The organism is Flavobacterium sp. 9, from assembly GCF_002754195.1.
Lineage (GTDB): Bacteria > Bacteroidota > Bacteroidia > Flavobacteriales > Flavobacteriaceae > Flavobacterium.
In genome coordinates, this window is record NZ_PEEU01000001.1 from 2,844,017 (window position 1) to 2,867,263 (window position 23,247).

23 protein-coding genes are annotated in these 23,247 nt (G+C 33.6%); 9 read left to right on the plus strand and 14 right to left on the minus strand.

Translation table 11 applies throughout. From position 1 onward, the window contains the following. Positions 1–12 precede the first annotated feature (12 nt). The 4 genes from panD to CLU81_RS11620 all read left to right on the plus strand — a co-directional run bounded on the left by panD (position 13) and on the right by CLU81_RS11620 (position 5,250). The gene (panD, locus tag CLU81_RS11605; RefSeq protein ID WP_017495920.1) at positions 13–363 is read left to right on the plus strand and encodes an aspartate 1-decarboxylase; all 351 of its coding nucleotides are present in this window, start codon (positions 13–15) and stop codon (positions 361–363) included. Between the two features lie 371 nt (positions 364–734). Further along, on the plus strand, positions 735–1,889 hold the full coding sequence (locus CLU81_RS11610; RefSeq protein WP_099709946.1) for an alpha/beta hydrolase: 1,155 nt from the start codon (positions 735–737) through the stop codon (positions 1,887–1,889). Further along, a complete protein-coding gene (radA, locus tag CLU81_RS11615; protein WP_099709947.1) occupies positions 1,889–3,250 on the plus strand; it encodes a DNA repair protein RadA in 1,362 nt (453 codons plus the stop codon). The genes CLU81_RS11610 and radA overlap by 1 nt, the downstream gene beginning before the upstream one ends. Before the next feature lie 20 nt (positions 3,251–3,270). Then, entirely contained in the window at positions 3,271–5,250 is a 1,980-nt protein-coding gene (locus CLU81_RS11620) for a transglycosylase domain-containing protein (protein WP_099709948.1), read from the plus strand. A 275-nt stretch (positions 5,251–5,525) separates the two neighbouring features. On the opposite strand, the gene CLU81_RS11625 is transcribed toward CLU81_RS11620, so the two are convergent. From CLU81_RS11625 to CLU81_RS11640, 4 genes are all read right to left on the minus strand, one after another. Beyond that, entirely contained in the window at positions 5,526–6,563 is a 1,038-nt protein-coding gene (locus tag CLU81_RS11625) for an aldo/keto reductase (protein ID WP_158235327.1), read from the minus strand. 159 nt (positions 6,564–6,722) lie between these two features. Then, the gene (locus CLU81_RS26785) at positions 6,723–6,896 is read right to left on the minus strand and encodes a hypothetical protein (RefSeq protein WP_158235328.1); all 174 of its coding nucleotides are present in this window, start codon (positions 6,894–6,896) and stop codon (positions 6,723–6,725) included. 402 nt (positions 6,897–7,298) lie between these two features. Further along, positions 7,299–8,243, minus strand: coding sequence for an OmpA family protein (locus CLU81_RS11635; RefSeq protein ID WP_099709950.1), 945 nt, complete (start codon positions 8,241–8,243; stop codon positions 7,299–7,301). Between the two features lie 115 nt (positions 8,244–8,358). Beyond that, positions 8,359–9,120 carry an exodeoxyribonuclease III gene (locus CLU81_RS11640; protein WP_099709951.1) on the minus strand — a complete coding sequence of 254 codons (762 nt, stop codon included), beginning with the start codon at positions 9,118–9,120 and terminating at the stop codon, positions 8,359–8,361. Positions 9,121–9,238: 118 nt separating this feature from the next. Between CLU81_RS11640 and CLU81_RS11645 the strand changes: the two genes are divergently transcribed. Then, a complete protein-coding gene (locus tag CLU81_RS11645) occupies positions 9,239–11,041 on the plus strand; it encodes a lysophospholipid acyltransferase family protein (protein WP_099709952.1) in 1,803 nt (600 codons plus the stop codon). A 331-nt stretch (positions 11,042–11,372) separates the two neighbouring features. On the opposite strand, the gene CLU81_RS11650 is transcribed toward CLU81_RS11645, so the two are convergent. The 4 genes from CLU81_RS11650 to CLU81_RS11665 all read right to left on the minus strand — a co-directional run bounded on the left by CLU81_RS11650 (position 11,373) and on the right by CLU81_RS11665 (position 13,655). Continuing rightward, a complete protein-coding gene (locus CLU81_RS11650; protein WP_099709953.1) occupies positions 11,373–11,648 on the minus strand; it encodes a TM2 domain-containing protein in 276 nt (91 codons plus the stop codon). Positions 11,649–11,701: 53 nt separating this feature from the next. Beyond that, entirely contained in the window at positions 11,702–12,166 is a 465-nt protein-coding gene (locus CLU81_RS11655; protein ID WP_099709954.1) for a DUF2752 domain-containing protein, read from the minus strand. After that, positions 12,141–12,524, minus strand: a complete 384-nt coding sequence (locus CLU81_RS11660; RefSeq protein ID WP_099709955.1) for a DUF4234 domain-containing protein — start codon at positions 12,522–12,524, stop codon at positions 12,141–12,143. Before CLU81_RS11660 ends, CLU81_RS11655 begins: the two co-directional genes overlap by 26 nt. A gap of 183 nt (positions 12,525–12,707) precedes the next feature. Further along, positions 12,708–13,655, minus strand: a complete 948-nt coding sequence (locus tag CLU81_RS11665; protein WP_099709956.1) for a 2-hydroxyacid dehydrogenase — start codon at positions 13,653–13,655, stop codon at positions 12,708–12,710. Positions 13,656–13,898: 243 nt separating this feature from the next. On the opposite strand from CLU81_RS11665, the gene nhaA reads away from it, so the two are divergent. The 4 genes from nhaA to CLU81_RS11685 all read left to right on the plus strand — a co-directional run bounded on the left by nhaA (position 13,899) and on the right by CLU81_RS11685 (position 16,369). Further along, on the plus strand, positions 13,899–15,044 hold the full coding sequence (gene nhaA / locus CLU81_RS11670; RefSeq protein ID WP_099709957.1) for a Na+/H+ antiporter NhaA: 1,146 nt from the start codon (positions 13,899–13,901) through the stop codon (positions 15,042–15,044). Between the two features lies 1 nt (position 15,045). Beyond that, positions 15,046–15,582, plus strand: a complete 537-nt coding sequence (locus CLU81_RS11675; RefSeq protein ID WP_233209696.1) for a hypothetical protein — start codon at positions 15,046–15,048, stop codon at positions 15,580–15,582. A gap of 11 nt (positions 15,583–15,593) precedes the next feature. After that, a complete protein-coding gene (locus CLU81_RS11680; protein ID WP_199174563.1) occupies positions 15,594–15,893 on the plus strand; it encodes an antibiotic biosynthesis monooxygenase in 300 nt (99 codons plus the stop codon). Positions 15,894–15,967: 74 nt separating this feature from the next. After that, positions 15,968–16,369 (plus strand): cytochrome c, encoded by a 402-nt coding sequence (locus tag CLU81_RS11685; RefSeq protein WP_099709959.1) that lies wholly within the window; start codon positions 15,968–15,970, stop codon positions 16,367–16,369. 233 nt (positions 16,370–16,602) lie between these two features. Here CLU81_RS11685 and proC read toward each other — a convergent pair whose 3' ends face one another. The 6 genes from proC to lgt all read right to left on the minus strand — a co-directional run bounded on the left by proC (position 16,603) and on the right by lgt (position 23,228). After that, positions 16,603–17,379: a pyrroline-5-carboxylate reductase gene (proC, locus tag CLU81_RS11690; RefSeq protein WP_099709960.1), complete on the minus strand. Its 777-nt coding sequence runs from the start codon at positions 17,377–17,379 to the stop codon at positions 16,603–16,605. 375 nt (positions 17,380–17,754) lie between these two features. Then, complete coding sequence (mgtE, locus tag CLU81_RS11695) at positions 17,755–19,161, minus strand: magnesium transporter (RefSeq protein WP_099709961.1); 1,407 nt, start codon at positions 19,159–19,161, stop codon at positions 17,755–17,757. After that, positions 19,151–19,930: a 16S rRNA (adenine(1518)-N(6)/adenine(1519)-N(6))-dimethyltransferase RsmA gene (gene rsmA / locus CLU81_RS11700; RefSeq protein ID WP_099709962.1), complete on the minus strand. Its 780-nt coding sequence runs from the start codon at positions 19,928–19,930 to the stop codon at positions 19,151–19,153. Before rsmA ends, mgtE begins: the two co-directional genes overlap by 11 nt. Positions 19,931–20,101: 171 nt before the next feature. Continuing rightward, positions 20,102–20,413 carry a DUF4286 family protein gene (locus tag CLU81_RS11705; RefSeq protein ID WP_099709963.1) on the minus strand — a complete coding sequence of 104 codons (312 nt, stop codon included), beginning with the start codon at positions 20,411–20,413 and terminating at the stop codon, positions 20,102–20,104. Positions 20,414–20,559: 146 nt separating this feature from the next. Continuing rightward, positions 20,560–22,341 carry a tetratricopeptide repeat protein gene (locus tag CLU81_RS11710; protein WP_099709964.1) on the minus strand — a complete coding sequence of 594 codons (1,782 nt, stop codon included), beginning with the start codon at positions 22,339–22,341 and terminating at the stop codon, positions 20,560–20,562. A 62-nt stretch (positions 22,342–22,403) separates the two neighbouring features. Further along, complete coding sequence (gene lgt / locus CLU81_RS11715; RefSeq protein WP_099709965.1) at positions 22,404–23,228, minus strand: prolipoprotein diacylglyceryl transferase; 825 nt, start codon at positions 23,226–23,228, stop codon at positions 22,404–22,406. Positions 23,229–23,247: the final 19 nt, after the last annotated feature.

Below are 23,247 nucleotides of genomic sequence, written 5' to 3' on the forward strand. Positions count from 1 at the left end.
TACCTTTGCACCATGCAAATTCAAGTTATAAAATCAAAAATTCATCGTGTAAAAGTAACTGGCGCTGATTTAAATTACATTGGCAGTATTACTATCGACGAAACATTACTGGAAGCCTCAAACATTATTGAAGGTGAGAAAGTAGCTATTGTAAATATCAATAATGGTGAGCGTTTTGAAACTTACGCCATTAAAGGAGAAAAAAATTCAGGTGAGATCACACTAAATGGTCCCGCAGCAAGAAAAGTCCAAAAAGACGATATTATTATCATTATATCCTATGCAACCCTGGAATTTGAAGAGGCTAAAACCTTCAAACCATGGATCATTTTCCCTAATGAGAACGACAATTCGTTAACATAAGATTTTCTTTTACACTTTATTCTTAATATTATTTGTCAAAATTATTTTGAACAAACAAGATTCCTTTTTTCTAAAAATAAAGAGAGAAATTTAAACTCAAAAGTTCGCAAAGCTAAATTGATAAAGCTTTGCGAACTTTGTGTTTTTATTTAAAATCCATATAAAAATATCTTAGCACACTTTGCGTTTAAAACAATAGTCAATACAAAATATTTTATATTGCTGAGCAGGTTTTTGTATTCATCCGGATAAAACAAATTTTCATTATAATTTTGATGTCTTTTAAACTTTCTCATTGACAAAAAAGCAAATAAAGTACTATATTGCTACACTATTTCAATACTTTTTAATTCACTGAAATGCCACAAATCATGAAAAAAGTTTACTTACTAATCCTTTTTATTTCAATTTCTGTCTTTTCGCAGAAAAAATTCGACAACATTCAATCTGAGAAACTTGGAGAAGAAAGAAGAATAACCATCGGACTTCCTGCTTCTTACGAATCTAATCCAGACAAAAAATATCCGGTTCTTTATTTATTGGACGGCGATTATTTATTCGATCCATTTTCAGGAGCTTTAAGTTACGGAACCTATTGGGACGATTTACCTGAGATGATTATCATTGGTGTTCACCAAAATAAAGATGGAGAACGTGAAGACGACTCAACAATTGATCAAAATACAGGTTTACCATTTGAAAAAGGAGCTAAATTTTTTGAATTTATCGGAGCCGAATTAGTTCCTTATATCGAAAAAAAATACCGCACATCTCCATTCAGAGTTATTGCAGGTCATGATATTACAGCGAGTTTTATCAATTTTTATTTATATAAAGAAGAACCGCTTTTTAACGCCTATATTTGTTTAAGCCCGGAACTTGCTCCAAAAATGGAAGTTCGTATTCCGGAAAAATTTGCCAAAGTAACACAACCATTCTTCTATTACCTTTCTGCTGCTGATGGCGACATCAAAAAAATTAAAGAACCAATAGAAAAATTAGACAGTAATATTAAAATCGCAAATAATCCGTTAGTAAACTATAAATACGAATTATTCAAAGGAACAACTCATTATACAGAAGTGTTACATTCAATTCCGAGCGCATTATATCAGATTTTTGAAGTTTACAGACCAATAAATTCTGCAGAATACAATGATAAAATTGCCGTTCTTCAAACTGGTTATGCTGATTATCTTCAAAACAAATACGACATGATGTCTAAAGTTATGGGAGTTCAGATTCCGGTTAGAATGAGCGACTTTAAAGTAATCGAAAACATTATTTTAAAGAGAAATGCTTACGACGAATTAGGAAAAATGGCCGAAATTGGAAATGTAAATTATCCAAAAGCGATGCTTGGAGAATATGAATTAGGATTGATGTATGAAAAAATGGGCGATCCAAAACATGCTTCAAAAAAATACCAAAACGCTTCGCAAATGGAGCCAATTGGAGATTTGAATAAAGATTTGATGTACGAGAAAATCGACGAAATGAATACACTTGCAAAAAAGACCAAATAATGTCAAAAGTTAAAACTTCTTTTTTTTGTCAAAACTGCGGAACCCAATATGCCAAATGGCAAGGGCAATGCAATGCGTGCAAAGAATGGAATACAATTGCGGAAGAAATTATTCAGAAACAGGAAAAAGTAGCCTGGAAAAGCGAACCGACTCCTTCGGGTAAAGCTCCTCGACCTTTAAAAATCAACGAAATTGATTCGGCGCTGGAAATCCGTATGGATACAACAGATGGCGAATTAAATCGTGTTCTTGGTGGCGGAATTGTTCCGGGATCTTTAACGCTTTTGGGTGGTGAACCTGGAATTGGAAAAAGTACACTTTTGCTTCAAATCTCACTAAAGTTACCTTATAAAACACTTTATGTTTCTGGTGAAGAAAGTCAGAAACAAATAAAAATGCGTGCCGAAAGAATAACGCCAAATAGCGATAATTGCTATATTCTAACGGAAACTAAAACGCAAAACATCTTTAAACAAATTGAAGCGATTCAGCCGGAAATTGTCATTATCGATTCGATTCAGACTTTACATACCGATTATATCGAATCAACTGCCGGAAGTATTTCTCAGATTAGAGAAACTACTGCCGAATTGATCAAATTTGCTAAAGAAACTAATATTCCGGTTATTTTAATTGGACATATCACAAAAGACGGAAACATCGCCGGACCAAAAATCCTGGAACATATGGTCGATACCGTTTTACAGTTTGAAGGAGATCGAAATCATGTTTACAGAATCCTGCGTTCCTTAAAAAACCGTTTTGGTTCAACTGCCGAATTGGGAATTTATGAAATGCTTGGAAGCGGATTAAGAGAAGTTTCTAATCCGTCAGAAATATTGATTTCGCACAAAGACGAAGAAATGTCAGGAACTGCAATTGCCACAACCATGGAAGGAATGCGTCCGCTAATGATCGAAATACAATCATTGGTAAGTACTGCAGTTTATGGAACGCCACAACGAAGCACGACTGGTTACAACGCCAAAAGACTAAACATGATTCTGGCAGTTTTAGAAAAAAGAGCCGGATTTCGTTTAGGCGCAAAAGACGTTTTCCTGAATGTTACCGGCGGAATTTCTGTTGATGATCCTGCAATTGACTTAGCGGTTGTTGCGGCTATTTTATCATCAAACGAAGACATTCCAGTTACTAAAGGTTTCTGTTTTGCAGGCGAAGTTGGACTTTCGGGAGAAATCCGACCTGTAAATCGCGTTGATCAAAGAATTCAGGAAGCCGAAAAATTAGGATTCACCACTATATTTGTATCTAAGTACAATAAAATAGCCTTAAAAAACACTGGAATCAAAATTGAGCTTGTTGCTAAAATTGAAGATATTGCCAGTATTCTTTTTGGATAATATTTTTATAAATATACTTTATGAAATTTCCAAAACTAAATATTCCAAAACAAAAAATATTTAAAGCCTTAAAAATACTTGCTGTAGTATTGGTTTTAATTTTAATTGGACTTTACTACTTTCGTGATTCGCTCTTAAAACAAGCTATTGCTAAAGTTACGCACAAAATGGCTGTCGATTATAACAGTACATTTTCTGTAAAATCAGCTTCATTTGAAGGTTTATCCGGAATTAAATTAACAGACGTTATTTTGGTTCCTAAAAATGCGGACACTCTTTGTCATATTCATAAAATAGAAACAAGCATAAGTTTAGCCAATTTATTAATTGGAGATGTTCAGGTTGGAACCTTAAGAGTTGATAACGGATACATACAATTGGTTAAAAAAGGAAATATCCGAAATTTTGATGCTTTTCTAAAAAAAGACAAATCAGATACTGACAAAAATGAAAAAAGAAAATACGCTGCTTTTGCATATCGTATTATTTCAAAATTACTGAATTTGGTTCCGACTGATATGGATTTGAAAAATCTAAACTTCAGAATTGACGATAACGGTAAAAAGACTTCTATTGCGATCAATAAACTTGTTTTAGACAACAAACAACTCGAAACCAATCTTCATGTTCAAAGCAAAGATTTTGATCAGCGCTGGAACATAAAAGGTTTTGCAGATCCAAGAAACAAAAAAGCAGATATCCGATTCTTTAATTTAGATACCGGCGCAATCCGTGTTCCTTATTTAGACGAGCGTTACAACCTAAAAGCAAGCTTTGATTCGATCCGATTAAATGTTCAAAACATAGAAAAAGACGGAAGCGAATTGCATATCGACGGTTATACTTCGATCACTAATTTAAAAATCAATCACCCAAAAATTGCCAGCAAAGATGTAGTAATCAAAAATGCACGTTTTGATTATCGTTTTTTATTGGGGAATGATTTTATTTCGATAGACAGCACTTCGACTATGCAATTGAACAAGATAAAATTGCATCCTTACGTTTCTTACGATACTGAAAAAGATACGACTTATACCTTAAGAGTCAATATTCCGAAGATGAAAGCGCAGGATTTTATCGTTTCATTGCCTGACGGATTGTTTACACACTTTCAGGGAATGGAAGCAACCGGGAATTTTGATTATAAACTCGATTTCAAATTCAATAAAAACAAACCGAATACTTTAGTTTTTGACAGTAAACTAAACAAGGAAGATTTAAAAATCACCAAATATGGCGAAGCCGATTTAAATAAATTAAACGGTGAATTTGTCTATCGCGCCATTATTCAAAATGTGTTGCAACGTCCGGTTTTGGTTGGAAATGCAAATCCTAATTATACGCCATTAGATCAGATTTCGCCTTATTTAAGAAAATGCGTTCTTACGACCGAAGATCCATCGTTCTTCTCACATCGCGGTTTTATAAATGAAGCTTTCAAACAATCTATTCTAAAAAATATCAGAACTAAAAAGTTTTCTCGTGGCGCCAGCACAATTAGTATGCAGCTAATTAAAAACGTTTTCCTGACACGCGAAAAAACGCTTTCGCGAAAGTTAGAAGAAATCTTATTGGTTTATATTCTTGAAAACAATCGAGTTGTAAGCAAAGAAAGAATGCTCGAAGTTTATTTCAACATCATAGAATGGGGACCAAATGTATACGGAATTGGCGAAGCAAGTCATTTCTACTTCCAAAAAAGTCCTTCGGCTTTAAATGTTGATGAATGTTTGTTTTTGGCAACGATTATTCCGAAACCTAGAAAATTCATGTATCAGTTTAATGATCAGGGCAATTTGAAAGATTTCGCAGTAAAGAATCAAAAATTCTTGAGAAACTTAATGTTCCGTCGTGGTTTATTAATTCCCGAAGACACACTTGGTCAATTACCTGTTTATATATCAGGAAATGCCCGTTCATTGATACGTATTAAAGCTCCGGATTCTACAGCAGTTCCAGCAGATTCTTTATCTATTAGCGACGAATTTGATTTGTAGGTTACCGAAGACACAAAGACACGAGGTTTTATTTAATCTCGCAAAGACGCAGAGTCGCAAAGTTTGGCTGTTAAGTTGAATTGCGTCCAGCTTCAGCTGGATGAAAATATAAAGCAAATAAAAAGGGCTTTAGCCAAACAATACAGTTTGGCTAAAGCCCTTTTTATATCAATCTTATTCCCCTAGCTGAAGCTAGGGGCTATGAAAAAAACTTTGCGACTCTGCGTCTTTGCGAGATTAAATAAATATCAACCAAGTCTTCGCGACATAATAACTTACGGTGCAGGATCAGGAATTATCGCCTGAACTGCAGCAATCTCAGTTAAAATTTCTTTTGATAAAAACACATCAATTGTATCGATGTTTTCTTTTAATTGTTCCATTGTTGTTGCACCAATAATAGCACTCGTTAAAAACGGTTGTTGCAACACAAAACCCATTGCCAGTTCGGTTAAAGTCAAACCATGTTTATGAGCGATTTCCTGATACAATTTTGTTGCCTGTGTACATTGTTCACTATTATAACGTGTGTATTGCGGAAAAAGATTGATTCTCGCGTTTGGATGTGCTTCTCCAGTTAAAAACTTACCCGTTAAAACTCCAAAAGCCAAAGGAGAATAAGCCAATAAACCAACATTTTCATATTTAGAAACTTCGGCAGAACCAACTTCAAAAAGGCGATTCAATAAGTTATAAGGATTTTGAACCGTTTTGATTCTTGGTAAGTTGTGATATTTGCTTTCTTCCAGAAAACGCATCATTCCCCAAGCATTTTCGTTAGAAACTCCAATGTGTTTTATTTTTCCTTCTTTGATTAATTCGTCAAAAGTTTCTAAAACGGTTCTGAAATTATCTTCCCAAATTGCATCATGATCTTTAAATCCGCGTTGTCCAAAATAATTCGTCAATCTTTCCGGCCAATGCATTTGATATAAGTCGATATAATCTGTTTGCAGACGTTTTAAACTATTTTCTACAGCATATTTAATACTTTCCGGAGAAAAATCTCCCTTTTCACGCATATACGTGAAATTCGGATTTGGGCCCGCAATTTTAGATGCCAAAACCACTTTGTCACGATTTCCCGATTTCTTAAACCAGGTTCCGATTATTTTCTCTGTACTTCCGTAAGTTTCTTCACGTGCCGGAACAGAATACATTTCGGCAGTATCAAAAAAATTAACGCCTCTTTCAAGTGCATAATCCATTTGTTGATGTCCTTCCGCTTCGGTATTTTGTTGCCCGAAAGTCATCGTTCCGAGGTTTATTTTACTAACTTTTATATCCGTGTTGGGTAATGTTGTGTATTTCATTTTTTTTTGAGGTTCTAAGTTGCTAAGGATCTGAGTCGCTAAGTTTTTTTTCTAAGCTTTCAGCTTAATAATTATAAAACTCAAATATACGACGAGAATTTTTCAAACGGAAATCTGAAAAAAGTTAAAAAAAGAATAAGAATGTAAATTCAATTACATCTAATCATTATCCCAATCTAACATTTCTCTCTCCAGATCATCTTTCGAAATTAATCTATTATATTTTACATCATCCAAGCCTGCTTCCACCATTTTATTATATTCTGTCAAGAATAAGTCCTTTTCTTCTAAAAAATTTGGATTAACTATCTTTTGCTTTTCTAAATATCTCATACTTTTTTTTAATTTCACGAAACATGTATAGTCCCTACGGGACAACATTTCGGGGTGGCTTTTCTTTTTTACCAACATTTTTCTACCAACATTTAACTCCTAACGGAGTATTTCTCAAAATTGTATTTTCTCAGATAACTTATTACAAGATTAAAAGCATTCTAAAATACTTAGTGTTTCAAGTTATCTCGTAGAGATTAAATATCGGTAGACTATTGTTTACACACAATAACAATGTCCCGTATGGGACTACACACAATTCTAACAATAATACCACCAATTTCTACAAACACTAGAAAACCTTGCGCGAAAGTCTAAAAACGAAAAAAGGCTCAAAGTATAAACTTCAAGCCTTTCTATATAAAAAATCTTAGAACCTTAGCAACTCAGTGCCTCAGAACCTTAATTAATACTATTAAGCATTTCAGCGATTTCATCTAATCTTGGCGTTAAGATGATTTCGATTCTACGGTTTTTAGCTTTTCCTTCCGGAGTTGCATTACTTGCAAGCGGAGAAAATTCGCTGCGACCTGCTGCTGTTAATTTTTGTTTGTTGATTTTAGTGTTTTCACTTAAAATAGCCACAATTGCAGTTGCTCTTTTTGTAGATAAATCCCAGTTGTTTGCAATTGGACCTGAACCTGCATAAGGATCATCGTCTGTGTGTCCTTCAATAAGAACCGAAAGATCCGGATTATCACCCAAAACTTTTCCTAATTCTACAACTGCTTTTCTACCTTCTACTCCAACTGCCCAACTTCCTGAGTTGAAAAGCAATTTGTTTTCCATAGAAACGTATACTTTTCCATTTTTCTGTTCTACAGTAAGACCTTTACCTTCAAAACCGTTTAAGGCTTTAGATAAAGTTTCTTTTAATTTTTTCATCGCAGCTTCTTTTGCTGCAATCATAGCTTCAAGTTCGTTTAGACGACTTGCTGTTTTATCCAAACGTGCTTGTTCGTCGGCTAATTTTTTAGATTTTGCTTCTAATTGCGCTAACAATTCACGGTTTTTAGCCATATTGCTTTCTAATGCATCATTGCTGTTTTTCTCTAATGCATTATAAGAATCCTGTAAAACCTTATATTTATTTTGTGCTGCAGCCAAGTCCGCTTTTTGTTTTGCAAGATCAGCTTTTGTATCGTTTAGATCTTTTGTTAAAGCATCACGATCTAATTCTAACTGATTTTTTGATTTTTGCAAACTTGCATTTTCATCAGCAATTGAGCGATTTTCTTTTTTTAGATCTGAATATTTTGTTTCAAGATCGTTGTAAATTTTCTTGGATACACATGAAGTCATAGACATGGCTACAACTAGTAATCCGATAGAGGCCTTTTTAATCATACTGTTTTTTATTTGGAGGGTATTAATAATCTAACAATGTCAAAATTCAACAACAATAACAATGTCAATTTTGACACTTAAAACTGCTATTCACTCAACAAGAACAATACCACTTTTATTCTATCTCAACTAAAACCGGACAATGATCTGAATGTACAGCATCCGGAAGAATAACAGCACGTTTTAAACGATGTTGCAAAGAATCGCTTACCAAATTATAATCGATACGCCAACCTTTATTGTTTCCTCTGGCGCCAGCACGGTAACTCCACCAAGAATAATGATGCGGATCTTTATTGAAATGGCGGAAACTATCAATGAAACCAGACTTCATAAATCCGTCAAGCCAAGCACGTTCTGCCGGAAGAAATCCTGAAACAGTTTTATTACGTACCGGATCATGAATATCTATAGCTTCGTGGCAAATGTTGTAATCACCACAAATAATAAGATTTGGAATCGTAAGTTTTAATTCGTTGATGTAGGTTTGAAAATCATCCATAAACATAAATTTATGATCTAATCTTTCAATATTTGTTCCTGACGGAAGGTATAAACTCATTACAGAACAATCGTCAAAATCAGCACGAAGGTTACGACCTTCAAAATCCATGTGATGAATTCCGGTTCCAAAAACAACGTTGTTTGGTTTTATTTTAGATAAGATAGCCACACCACTATAGCCTTTTTTGGTAGCCGGATAATAATATTGATACGGATAACCTGCAGCAGTAATGTCGTCTACGGGAATTTGCTCTTGTGTAGCTTTTATTTCCTGAAGACAAATCACATCTGGATTAGCATGTTGCAGCCATTCGATAAAACCTTTGGTAATTGCGGCACGTATTCCGTTTACATTATAAGAAATAATTTTCATCAGTGTTTTTTTTAGGATTCCAAATGTAATAAAAAAGTGGAAAGTTTGTGTTTGAATCAACGAAAAGTAGAGTTTTTTGTTATCTTTGTTCGCTGCTCTAATAAATTAAAAATAGTACATGGGTTTAGTTACCGCGAAAGAAGTTGCAAAGGCAATAAATGTTGAGAAGTACGGAGTTCTTGGTACTTTTTCAGGCTGGATTCTTATGAAGGTTCTTAAGATCTCTACCCTTAATAAAATTTACGATCATAATAAACATTTAGAGGATGTTGCGTTTTTGAATGGGATCTTGGATGAAATGGAAATTAAATTCGAAATTCCGGAAGAAGATTTAAAACGTTTACCTAAAGATGGCGCGTATATTACCATCTCAAATCATCCGCTTGGAGGAATTGATGGTATTTTGCTTTTGAAATTAATGCTCGAAAGAGAACCAAATTTCAAAATAATCGCTAACTTTTTATTACACAGAATTGTTCCGCTTAAAAAATATATAATGCCGGTTAATCCTTTTGAAAATCATAAGGATGCTAAATCGAGCGTTGTTGGAATCAAAGAAACTTTGCGTCATTTAAGCGATGGAAAACCGTTGGGAATTTTCCCTGCCGGGGAAGTTTCTACCTATAAAGATGGAAAACTAGTTGTAGACAAACCTTGGGAAGAAGGCGCTTTGAAGTTAATTCGTAAAGCTAAAGTTCCTGTAGTTCCAATTTATTTTCACGCAAAAAACAGTAAGTTGTTTTATTGGCTTTCTAAAATTGATGATACTTTGCGAACTGCAAAATTACCATCAGAATTGCTTACGCAGAAAGATCGTGTGATTAAAGTTCGTATTGGGAAACCGATTTCTGTAAATGAGCAAAACGAAATTGAATCGTTTGAAGAATACTCAGAATTTTTAAGAAAGAAAACCTACATGCTTGCAAATCCTTTCGAAAAGGACAGCAAACTACTAGATACTGCAAGTTTAAAAATACCAAAAGCACCTAAAAAAATCGTAACGCCTGCAAGTGAATCTAAAATGCTTGACGAGGTAAATATGCTAAGAAACAGCGATTGCCGTTTGTTACAAAGTAAAAATTACGAGGTATTTTTTGCAAGAGCGAAATCTATTCCGAATGTTTTGCACGAAATTGGTCGTTTGCGTGAAATCACTTTTCGTGAAGTTGGCGAAGGAACAAATGAATCTATCGATTTAGATAAATTTGACCAATATTATCACCATATGTTTTTATGGGACGATGAAACTAAAAAAATTGCTGGTGCTTACCGCATGGGATTAGGTTCTGAGATTTATCGTAAATACGGAATTGAAGGTTTCTATTTGAATGATTTATTTAGATTTGAACCAGAATTACATGATATGATGCATAAATCGATCGAAATGGGTCGTGCGTTTATCATCAAAGAATATCAGCAAAAACCAATGCCTTTGTTCTTATTATGGAAAGGTATTATTCATACAACATTACGTTATCCTGAGCATAAATATTTATTAGGTGGTGTGAGTATTAGTAATCAATTCTCTGACTTTTCGAAATCATTAATGATTGAGTTCATGAAGTCTAATTACTATGATCCTTATATTGCACAATATATTCACCCGAAAAAGGCTTATAAAGTAAAACTGAAAGATGCTGATAAAGATTTTATATTCGATGAAGCAGAATCTGATTTGAATAAGTTTGATAAAATCATTGATGAATTAGAACCGGGAAATTTACGTTTACCTGTTTTAATCAAAAAGTACATCAAGCAAAACGCACGTGTTGTTGCTTTTAACGTCGATCCTCTATTCAATAATGCTATCGATGGTTTAATGTACATTAGAATCGCAGATATTCCGGAAAGCACCATGAAACCGGTTATCGAAGAATTTCAAATAGAATTGGAGCGCAAATTATCTGAGAAAGAAGATTAATTACAGCGATTATTATAAAATTAAAATCCCATTCCGCCATGGCGTAATGGGATTTTTTAATTACAATTTTTTCCTCAAAACTAGTCCGGATGTTCCTTCCTAACCAATTTACAAAATCTTTATTTTTTGAGATTAAAATATAACCTGACATACATTTAAATCTCTTTAAAGAGAACAATTAAACTTCGTTTATAAAGAGATGCAAATTACTTTGCAAAAGAACTGGAAACGTCCATTAAAAGTCATTAAAACAAAAGAAAAAGATATTTATCATTATATCCTTAAAAAGAAAAAATCCCATTCGCCGTGGCAAATGGGATTTTTTTATGTTTTAAAACCAAGGCTTTTGGCCAACCTGATATGTTTGATAAAAATCTTCATCAGTTTTAGTGAGATAAATTATCCCTTCGATTATACCAATTAAACCTCCAATGCCAAATATAATGTTCAATAAAATTTGAATAATCCCCTCTTTTGTATATCCTAAATAAAATTTATGAATACCCAAAAAACCTAATAAAATAGCTAGAATTCCTGCTACAACCTTTTTATTCTCTTCACGATGAACCGGAGGATTGTTCCAATGCTCTGTTTTAGTGTTTTCCATTTTTATAGTGTTATTAGTTAATTAAACTTCTTTAAAAAAGGTTTTCCTGTCTTTTAAAACCAAATGGATTGATGCAATATATCATCAAACGAATTATTTTTGACAAAAAGAATCAATCGGATAAAATGATAAAAAGCTAAAAAATAAGCCAGATTGTAGGCCAATTTTCTATTATATAAAAGGCTTGTAAAATATTCTTTTTTAGTTATAATTTCTGTTGTCAAAACAATAATAGTAAGCCAGCAAAATACAATAACAAAAGGTCCTAAAATATGATAACTAAGTGACTTGTAAATATCTCCCTGATAAAAATAAACCAATGATTTTGTAATCCCACAACCTGGACAAGGAAAACCTGTAACCATCTTGAAAGGGCAAAACGACTGATCAGATTCTAAATGGTTGTTATGATTATCAAGCATCAAAAAAAACGGAACTATCAGTGTAATTGCTGCACCGATAATTCCGTAAATTTTACGCTTTGTTCTGTTATTATTTGTATAATCTGTTGATATCACCTTGTACAATCATTGCTGCTGCAATAGGAAAAAAGAATCCTAAAACAATTAATAAAGTTGACTGATCTTTTTGAAGCTCTCCAGTTTTCTCATAAACTTTTGGCAACGCTTCTTTTCCAGCCAAATAATAAAAATAAATATTTACCGGCATACAACATCCTGCAAAAATTGCAATAGGCTGTGAGATAACTTCTCTTCCTGCAACGGCATTAAAAACTTCAGATACTTTAATATTCCAATAAATTAAGTATAATCCACAAGTTAAAAACCCAAAAAGCAATACCATAATAGGATCTACTTTAAATACTGGAATTGGTTCATTAAAATTATTAGACGTTTCTTTAAATTCGTTTTCCATTTTTTATTAGTTAAAATTAATTGGTTATGTCCTACTCTTAGGATTTTCGGTCACTCCTTATTTAGAAACAATATTATTAAAAATTAACATTAAAAACTAATTCTAGCCTAAAAATTCTACAGAAAAAACTCGTTATTTAATTCTAAAAACTACAATGCAATCAAAACTTGGTCTTTAAATAATTTACTTATTATAAACCGCTTTAATTTTATCTACTATAACCTGCGCCAAACGCTCGTGGCTCTCAAAAGTCCAACCGGCAATATGAGGCGTCAACAAGGCATTTTTGGCTTCCAGTAAATATTGAAAAGCTTCCGGAGTATTTTTATCCTGGAATAACGTTTCAAAAGATAATTTCTCATACTCTAAAACATCCAAACCTGCTCCCAGAATCTTTTTAGCCTTCATAGCTTCAACCAAATCTGCCGTAACAATATTTTTACCGCGCGAAGTATTTATAATCCAAAATGGCTTCGAAAACGCATTTATAAAATCAGAATCTACCATTTTATCCGTTTCCGGAGTCCAAGGAAGATGTAAACTCAAAACATCTGCTTTTTGCTGCAATTCCTTCAATGAAACTTGTCTGGCATTTTCGTCGCCTATATTTTCCAGAATATCATGAAACAAAACTTCTACTTCAAAACCACGAAGTTTTTTAGCAAAGGCTTTTCCCATGTTTCCGTAACCAATAATTCCAACGGTTTTTCCATCAAGTTCATGACCACGATTACTTTCACGATTCCAATGTCCCGCTTTTATTTCGGCATCAGCCTGATTTAAATTATTGAATAACGACAAAATTACGCCTAAAGAATGTTCTGCAACAGCGTTGCGATTACCTTCCGGAGCAGCAATTAAGTGAATTCCTTTTGTCTCGGCATAATCACAATCGATACTTTCTAAACCTGCACCAACTCTGGCAATAAACTGCAAATTGGTAGCTTTATCCAGAAACGTTTTATCAATTTTAAAACGACTTCTGATTACAATTCCGTTATAATCCTGAATTTTAGATTCAACTTCTTCTTTTGAAGATTTAAAATCGGCGTGATTTTCAAAACCGGCATCTTCTAATTGTTGCCATAAAATAGGATGATTGCTATCGATGTGAAGAATTTTTATGCTCATTACTTTTTAATTTTATAAAACAAAAATACGGTTAATTATTTATTAGCAATCCTGAAAAGTTTCAGGTTTCAAGTTCAAAAAATTGTGACTTTACAACAATACTCAAGTCATTAGACACAAACACTTTGATCTTAACCGCCTTCAGAATTTTTTATTGGCTATAATTTTTTTTAACTTTGAAAATATTACGATTCGCCGACTTTCGATGAATTTATCCTTTCTAAATTATAATTCCCCTCCAATATGAAACTAACCAAGACTTTTAAAGCCTTTTTTGAAAATGAAAAATCAGGAGGAATATTATTACTCTTTGTCACTATTATATCACTTTATCTCGCCAATTCTTCTTTTCAGACAGAATACATCGCTTTTTGGGAAAAAGATATAAACGGACATTCAATCACACATTGGATTAATGATGGATTAATGACAATCTTCTTTTTGTTGATTGGACTAGAATTGGAACGCGAAATTTATCATGGCGAATTATCCAGCATCAAAAATGCCTCTTTACCAATTATGGCAGCTCTTGGCGGAATGCTTATTCCTGCAGCAATTTTCCTAGCTTTAAATTTTGGAACCGCAACTCAAAACGGAGCTGGAATCCCAATGGCTACAGACATTGCTTTTGCAATCGGAATTTTATCTCTTTTAGGAAAGAAAGTTCCATCATCGCTAAAAGTGTTTCTAACTGCTTTGGCAGTTATTGACGATTTAGGTGCCATTATCGTGATTGCCGTTTTCTACACTACTACAATTTCTTTTATAAATCTTGCCATTGCCTTAGGAATTTGGATAATCTTATTTATTTTGAATCGAATGAAAGTTCAAAACCTGATTCCATATTTAATTGGAGGTATCGTAATGTGGTATTTTATGTTAAACTCAGGAGTTCATGCGACAATTACAGGAGTTATTTTGGCTTTTGTAATTCCGTTTGGCGATGGTGGCGAGAATTCGTCGTCGTATAAACTACAGCACTTTTTACACAAACCCGTTGCTTTCTTCATTTTGCCATTATTTGCCATTGCCAATACTTGCATCGCTATTGAATCTGACTGGCACGAAGGATTGAATCATCCAAACACATTTGGAATAATCTTAGGTTTAGTAATTGGAAAACCTCTGGGAATTTTACTTTTCTCTTCTATTGGAGTAAGTGCGGGATTATGTTCTTTGCCTAAAAGTCTGAAATGGGCACATATTCTGGGCGCAGGAATGTTAGGCGGAATTGGTTTTACAATGTCAATCTTCATCACGATTTTAGCTTTTAAAGATCCTGAAACTATTGTGTTTTCTAAAATCGCTATTTTGATCGCTTCAATACTTTCCGGAATTTTTGGATTAGTTTATTTGAAATATACTGTATCGAAGAAAAAAACCATTTAACATGACAATGTCTTTTTATAAAATCACAATTATAGTATTGTCTTTTCTACTATTTTCTGCCTGTAAGGATAAATCAAAAAGTGTCACAGACGAAAACAATTCTAAAGAAGTCCTTATCGATTTGACAAACAAAAAAGATGAATCTATTGAAGGTTTATACAAAACAGAACCAGATCCAAATAGCACTGACGAATGCGAAATTTCTCTTGAAATCGCTAAAATAAAAAGTGATTATGTGTATTTTCTAAAAACTAAACTTCGAAAAGTAAAAGGCAAAGCAACTTTCTCTACAAATGAATCCGGAGAAAAATATATTGTTTTAGAAGGCATAAAATGGGATGATTACGAAGGTGACATCAGCAATGAAGATGAAACTGATTCTATTTCTGACTCAAAAGAAGCATTAGAAATTCCTGTTGGAATTGATGCGAGTTATGTAAAAGACACCATAACTATTCAGAATTATGGCAATGCTATGAATTCGTATACCAAGATTTCAGAATGTGGAAGGAAATACATACAGTTGATTAAGAAATAAAACTTACTATTATGATTGCGAGAATCTGGCACGGAAAAACAAGAATTGGAAATTATGAAACTTATACTCAATTCATAAAAAACACAGCAATTCCTGACTATTCAAAAACGTCAGGTTTTATAAAATTATCATTTTTAAGAAATATCAAAAACAACGAAGCTCATTTTACACTTATTACCTATTGGGAGAACCTCGAAGTGATTAAAAACTTTGCAGGCGAAGATTATGAAAAGGCTAAATATTATCCTGAAGATGATGACTTTCTCCTGGAGTTTGAGGAAAAAGTCGAACATTTTGAGGTTTTTGCATAACAAAAAGACGACAATAAAAAATCACAAATTCCAGCACAATTGTCATTGGAGCTTTTAAATGATTTCTTTGCTAAATGAAAAAAATAAAACAAATACTTCTTTCATCAATAACACTTATTATTCTCTTAATTGGAGTAATATTCTACCAGATAAAAACTTACGTTCCGCCAGCTTTTGATTGCAGAATGCCAGTTCCTGACTTTTGTGGAACACCTAATTTAACAGAAAAAGCAACAAAAGGAAAAGAAATTTTTAATGCGAATTGTGCAGCTTGCCATAAAAAACATTCCAGATCTACAGGACCAGCATTACAAAAAGTAGATTCTTTAGTTTTTGTAAAATGGTTAACGAATAAAAAGAATAAAATTGATAGTACAAAAATTGAAGAATTTGGAATTGATTACCATAAAATGACATTTTCAAAAACTCTAAACAAAGAAGAAGTAGCTAATCTAATTGAATATTCCAGAAACTAAGGACGTAAAACAGCATTATTAACCTTCAATAGAAACATCATTCTTTACACATATTTACCTTTGTCAAAGTTTAAAACTTTGACAAAGGTTTCACAAACTTTAGGCATCATCCTTTAAAACGACAAACCCGACAGATTTTAAAAACCTCTCAGGTTTACGAGACTCCATAAAAAAATCCCAAACTTCAATAATTGGAATTTGGGATTTTTTTATGTTGGATTTTCTCTTAGAAACTAACCTTTAATCTGTTTCAAAGAAGTTTTGATTCCTTTGATCAAAGACGAACTAAAGCCATTATGTTCCATTTCGTTCAAACCAACGATTGTGCAGCCTTGAGGCGTTGTTACACGATCGATTAATTGTTCCGGATGTACTTTTTCCTCTAACAACATTTTTGCAGCTCCTTTTACAGTTTGTGCCGCAATTGCCAAAGCTGTATTCGAATCAAATCCTATTTCGATTCCGGCTTGCATTGAAGCACGGATATATCTTAAAGCATATGCCGTTCCGCATGCACCAAGAACAGTTGCAGCATCCATTAACTTTTCGTCAATAACCGGAGCCGTTCCTAAATCCTGAAATAAATCTACAATTGGTAAAGCTTTTTCTCTGTCCTTTTCAGGGAAAGAAATACAAGTCGCTGACTCTCCAAATTGTGCCGCGATATTTGGCATAATGCGTATTACCGGATATTCATTATTTGTTTTTTCCTGAAGCATATCGAGAGATAAACCACTTACTGCAGATGCAATAGTTTTTCCTTTGATTACAGGTAAAATTTCAGCAAAAACGGTATCAACCTGATATGGTTTTATAGTTAAAATCACCACATCCGCTTCTTGAATATTATGTTTATTATCTGATGAAACCGTGATTCCATATTCTGATAAATATTGAATAATTGCGATATTTCTTCGTGTAACCGTAACCTGATTACTTTTAGAGAACTTTGCAATTCCCAAGGCGATAGAAACTCCCAGGTTTCCTCCTCCAATTATATGTACTTTCATTCTTGGTTGGTTTTTTGATTTATTTTTGGCTGAGTAATAGCAGATTTTTTCGGCATGTAAATTACGCAGATTTTACAGATATTAAATCACTGCAATCCATCAATTTGTGGCAAAAATCTAAAAGCCAAGAATCATTATAGCTATTTCAAAAGCATTATTCTATCAAACTCTTTTCGAAAGAACCATGGATGATACGGATTTACAAAAGTAAAAACGCCGATGAAAACGGATTTTTAAAAATAATAGATGAAAAATCCGTTTTGATCCGCATTTTCGCGATAGCGAATCAGTTTAATCCGCGTTCCTTTATAGACGATTTAAGATTTGTGATCGTATAAACAAACCCCGCACAAAATTTATGCATCTACATTATTCTTAGAGCAGTTTTCCTTTTAATAATAAAGAAGCGATCGTAAAATAGATTACTAATCCTGTTACATCTACCAAAGTAGCCACAAATGGCGCCGATGAAGTTGCCGGATCCAGTTTGAGTCTTTTCAGTAAAAAAGGTATCATTGATCCTGAAAGTGTTCCCCACAAAACAATAAATACTAATGAAAGCGAAACCGTTGCTCCAATTGCTAACCAATGTTCGCCGTATTCATAAAGACCAGTTTGCTGCCAAACCATAATTCTAATGAAACCAACAATTCCTAAAATTGCGCCTAATAAAAAACCTGATGCAATTTCTTTCTTCATTACATACCACCAATCCTTTAGTGTTAACTCTTTCAACGCCATTGCACGAATGATCAAAGTCGCTGCTTGTGAACCGGAATTTCCTCCACTCGAAATAATAAGCGGAACAAATAATGCCAATACAACTGCTTTTTCAATTTCACCTTCAAAAAATCCCATCGCCGAAGCCGTGAACATTTCTCCAATAAATAAAACAACAAGCCAGGTAGCTCTCTTTTTAACCATTTCGCCCAAACGCGTTTGAACGTAAGGTAATTCCAAGGCTTCCAATCCCCCGAATTTCTGAATATCTTCAGTATCTCTTTTCTCGATTTCGTCTTTGATTACGTCGATAATATCATCAATTGTAATGCGACCAACCAAACGTCCTAATTCATCCACAACCGGAATTGCTTCCAGATCATATTTATCCATCATACGAGCTACCTCGACATCTGGCGTTTCAACATTTACATGATATAATTTTCGAATATAAATATCCGAAATTTGCGTTTTTGTAGAAGTTGTCAATAAATCTTTAAGCGATAATCTGCCTTTAAGTCTATTTTCATCGTCAACAACATAAATCGAATGTACTCTGGAAACATTTTCTGCCTGAATACGCATTTCTTTCACGCAAGTAAGTACGTTCCAGTTTTCATTAACCTTCACTAACTCTTTGTGCATGATACCTCCGGCAGTATCTTCGTCGTAACGCAATAAGTCAACGATTCCTTTTGCGTGTTCTACGTCCTGAAGTTCGGAGATTACCTCTGCTTTTCTATCTTTTGAAAGTTCTCCAATAATGTCTGCCGCATCATTGGTTTCAAGTTCGTCCAGCTCTTCGGCAATTTCTTTAGGCGAAAGTCGGTTTAAGATTTGTTCACGTAAATCGTCTTCTAATTCCAGAAGAATTTCAGCCGTTTTTTCGCTATCTAAAACCTTGAATATATAAGTTGCTTCATCAATGTCAATTTCATCAAGGATTTCAGCAAAATCCGCGTGATGCATGTCATTTAATAAAATCTCGAGCTCTTTGTTGTTTTTAGCTTGAATGAGTTGAGCTATTTGTTTAATTAGCTCTTTACTGATTTTAAACTCCATCGGCTTCTATTTTTTGAGTCAAAACAATAAATTCGTCTACACTTAATTGCTCCGGACGTTTATCAAAGATAGTGTCTAATCGCAATTCATCTGATAAATTTAATGTTTTCAAACTGTTACGTAATGTTTTTCGTCTTTGCTGAAAAGCCGTTTTTACAACTGTAAAAAACAACTTTTCTCCACACGGAAGGCTATAATCTTCCTTTCGGGTCATTTTCATCACACCCGACTTCACCTTGGGCGGAGGAATAAAAACGTTTTCATCTACCGTAAACAAATACTCAGTATCATAGAAAGCCTGTGCTAATACAGATAAGATTCCGTACGCTTTTGAGCCTTTTTTCTCGCATATTCTTTCAGCAACTTCTTTTTGAAACATCCCCGAAAATTCCGGAATCTGATGTTTAAATTCTAAAGTCCTAAAAACAATTTGCGTAGAAATGTTATAGGGAAAATTCCCAATAATAGCGAATTGTTTATTTTCATAAACCTCGTTTATATTGTATTTCAGGAAATCCTGAGAGATAATCTTATCTTTTAGTTTTGGATAATTTTCACCCAAATACACCACAGATTCTCCATCAATCTCAATCACGTGTGTATTAATTGGTTTGTCAAGCAAATACTTAGTCAATACACCCATTCCTGGTCCTATTTCTAAAACCTCATCGTATCCTTTTAAACTTAAAGTATCAGCAATTGCTTTAGCGATACTTTCGTCTTTCAGGAAGTGTTGTCCTAAATGTTTTTTGGCTTTTACTTTTTCCATTTCATCTTTTTGTTTTGCCTTTTTTACAAAGACACTAAACTTTTCTTTCTTACCAAGTTTGCCGCAAAGGCGCTAAGATGCAAAGTTTTATTTATTTTTATGTTTTGCCGCAAATTTTAAAATCTAATAATCTGCGTAAATCAGTTTAATCCGTAAAATCGGCGGGCGATCCTAATGTTCCGAAATCACTTCTAATTCCGTTCTGAAAGAAAGCATTTTATCGGCAAATAATCCCAAAGCTTCTCTGTGAAATTCCGGTTCATCTTCGATATAATATTTCTCTAAAGTTTCTTTGCTATCGGTAACATATTGAACAGAATAAGTAATTCCACCCATTTCTTCATTCACCAAAACTTTTACAATTCGTGCCGAAGAAAACTTTTGAGTTGCCAGAATTTCCGGTATGTGTTTTTCCTGCATCCATTTTAACCATTGGTCGTGAACGCTTTCGTGTATATTAGTGGTAACGTTGTAAATAATCATTTCTTTTCAAGGTTCTGAGATTCTAAGGTTCTAAGGTTCTGAGCTTTTTTACTTTCCAGACTCTTAAAAACAAATCCTCATATTGGTAATTCTTTTTTAATCATTTGTTCGGTTAAACGTTTAACCGAATAAACTGTTCAACCAAACTATAAATTCTTGTCTCCTCTTAATTGTCGGTATTTTTTTCTTGCATCAACAAAGTAAATACTATCCTGATGGTTAAAAATTACCTTCTCATACAAAGGTTTTGCCTTTTCTATATCCTGCAATTCATCGTTGTAAATCTCTGCCGAAAAAAACAGCGCTTCATCTACATAAATTCCGTCACTATGATTGTCAATAATCTGTTGGTATTGGCTTAAAGCCGAATTATAATCTTTCTGACTTTCATAAACTTTACCTAAACGCAACAATGTCACGGCTTCGATTTCTTGTCCTTTATAGGTTTTCAGAATGCTCTGAAACTGCGCAATTGCTTCCGGTTTTTTATTCTGATACATCAAAAAATCACCTTTTGCAAACTGCTTTAAAGCCGTTTGTGTCGAATCTGCAACTGTATTATCATTAATCAATAAAAAATATTCAAGAGCATCATTGGCAATCAATTGTGTATTTGCTGCTTTCAACTCTTTAAATTGTTTTAAAGCCCACTCAAAATCGCCTTTATAATAACTCGTTTTTGCAGCTTTTAAACTTGCTTCGTGCGCCATTACATCATTCTTTAAATCCAACTGAATTTGCGAATAATAAATCAACGCCTGATTGTATTTTTCTTCCAAAAGCAAGATGTCTGCCAACTCCATTTTTGCATCTGCTTCCTGATAATCATTCAAATTTAATTCCAGCGCTTTTTTAATAATTGCCTTGCCTTCTTCCGTCTTTTTTAGATTAAAAGCCAGGAAATGCGCCTGAATTATTTGCAAAGATAAGGTAAAAGGAGTTATTTCATAGGTTGTGAGCAATTGTTGTAACTCAGCATTGATAATTGGATAGTCTTTTTCCTGTGCTTTGTCGATTTTAATTTGCATTAAATACGAATTCGTCTGCATTAATAAATCCAAATCTTTGGTATTTTGAAGGATAAAATTCAGGATTTCTTCTGCCGTATCCGTATCATCTTCGTTCATTGCAAACTGACTTAAATTTACAATACTTGAAAGAGATTCGGGTTCACGTTTGTAAATGGCTTTTTCCTGAATAAAGGCTTTTCCGAATTCTTTTTGCTGTACATAAAACCAACTTAAATAGTGATTCCAAAATACATCCTGATCTTTTTGAGTTCTCAGGATTAAAGCTTTACGCATTGCATCTTTAAAAGCGGTATTATCTGTTTCACCACTCATAAAACGCGATAATTGCGTCTGAATTAAATTAGCATTCTGAGGATTATTATAGGATTCTGTTAATAAAAGTTCGATCATTTGATCCGTTTTTCCTAACTGTCCATAAAGCATTCCTATTTGAAAATTAAAATTATAACTCGGCTGAACCTGCATTGCCGTTTGATATGCTTTTAAAGCATATTCAAGCAACACTTTTTTCTCAAAAGAATTTCCGATTCCGTAAACATCATTCGGACTGGTTTTGATTTTTTCGATCGCCTGTTCGTAGTAATTCTTAGCTTTAGCGTCGTTTTTCTGTAATTGGAAATTATATCCTAATTCCACTAAAAAAACACCTTGCTTATATCTGTTAAACCGTTCCTGAATGGCTTTTTGAGCCACATCAAATTGTTGCAATTGCTGATAACAATCTACGGTTCTTAAAAAATATTGTGTATTGGATGGTGCGCTGTTTAAAAGCTCTTCATAACTGATTTTAGCTTTTTCGAAATCACCTTTATCGTAGTAATATTGCGCAAGTTGCTCATTTTGTGCTAATGCAAAAGTAGACCACAACAGAACGATATAGATAAAGATGTTTTTCATAATTCAGTCTTTTTTTTTAGTTTTCAATGCAATCAAACTGAGACTGCGACTGAATACTAGTTCTAAGCTACCTTATTTTCTTTCGATTTCCAAACTATCAAAGCTAAACCAATTAAAATAAATGGAATACTCAATATTTGCCCCATATTAATTGGCATACTGTTTTCCCACGCTTCTTGATTTTCTTTAAAATATTCAATTATAAATCTGGCTAAGAACAATAATGTTAGGAAATATCCGAAAATTAATCCGTCGGCTTTTCTAATTTTATCGGATTTATACATCCAATATAAAATTACAAAAATCAACAAATACGCAAATGCTTCATACAATTGCGTTGGATGTCTTGGAATCATGTCGTCTCTTTCGAAAACAACTCCCCAATTTCCGTTCGTTGGTTTTCCGTAGATTTCAGAATTCATAAAATTCCCAAATCTGATAAAAGCTCCCGTAACAGGAACTCCAATTGACATTTTATCCAAAAGCCATAAGAACTTAACTTTGTATTTGCGACAATATAAAACCATCGCAATCAAAACTCCAATTGATCCTCCGTGACTTGCCAAACCTTGATAACCAACAAATTTATAAACTCCGGCGACCTTCTGAATTGGCAAAAGAATCTCTATTGGATGTTGCAAAAAATAAGACGGCTCATAAAAAAAGCAATGTCCTAATCGTGCGCCTAAAATTGTTCCAACTATTACATATACGAGTAAACTATCGAGATTGTCTATCGATAAATGCTCTTTTTTGTAAATATTTCGTACAATATAATAACCCAGCAAAAGCCCGCAAGCAAAAAGAGCACCATAATATTTTAAAGGAAAACTATCCGTTATCATCACAATAACTGGATCTACATTCCAGTTTAGTATTCCATTCATATATGGTATTTTTTAAAAG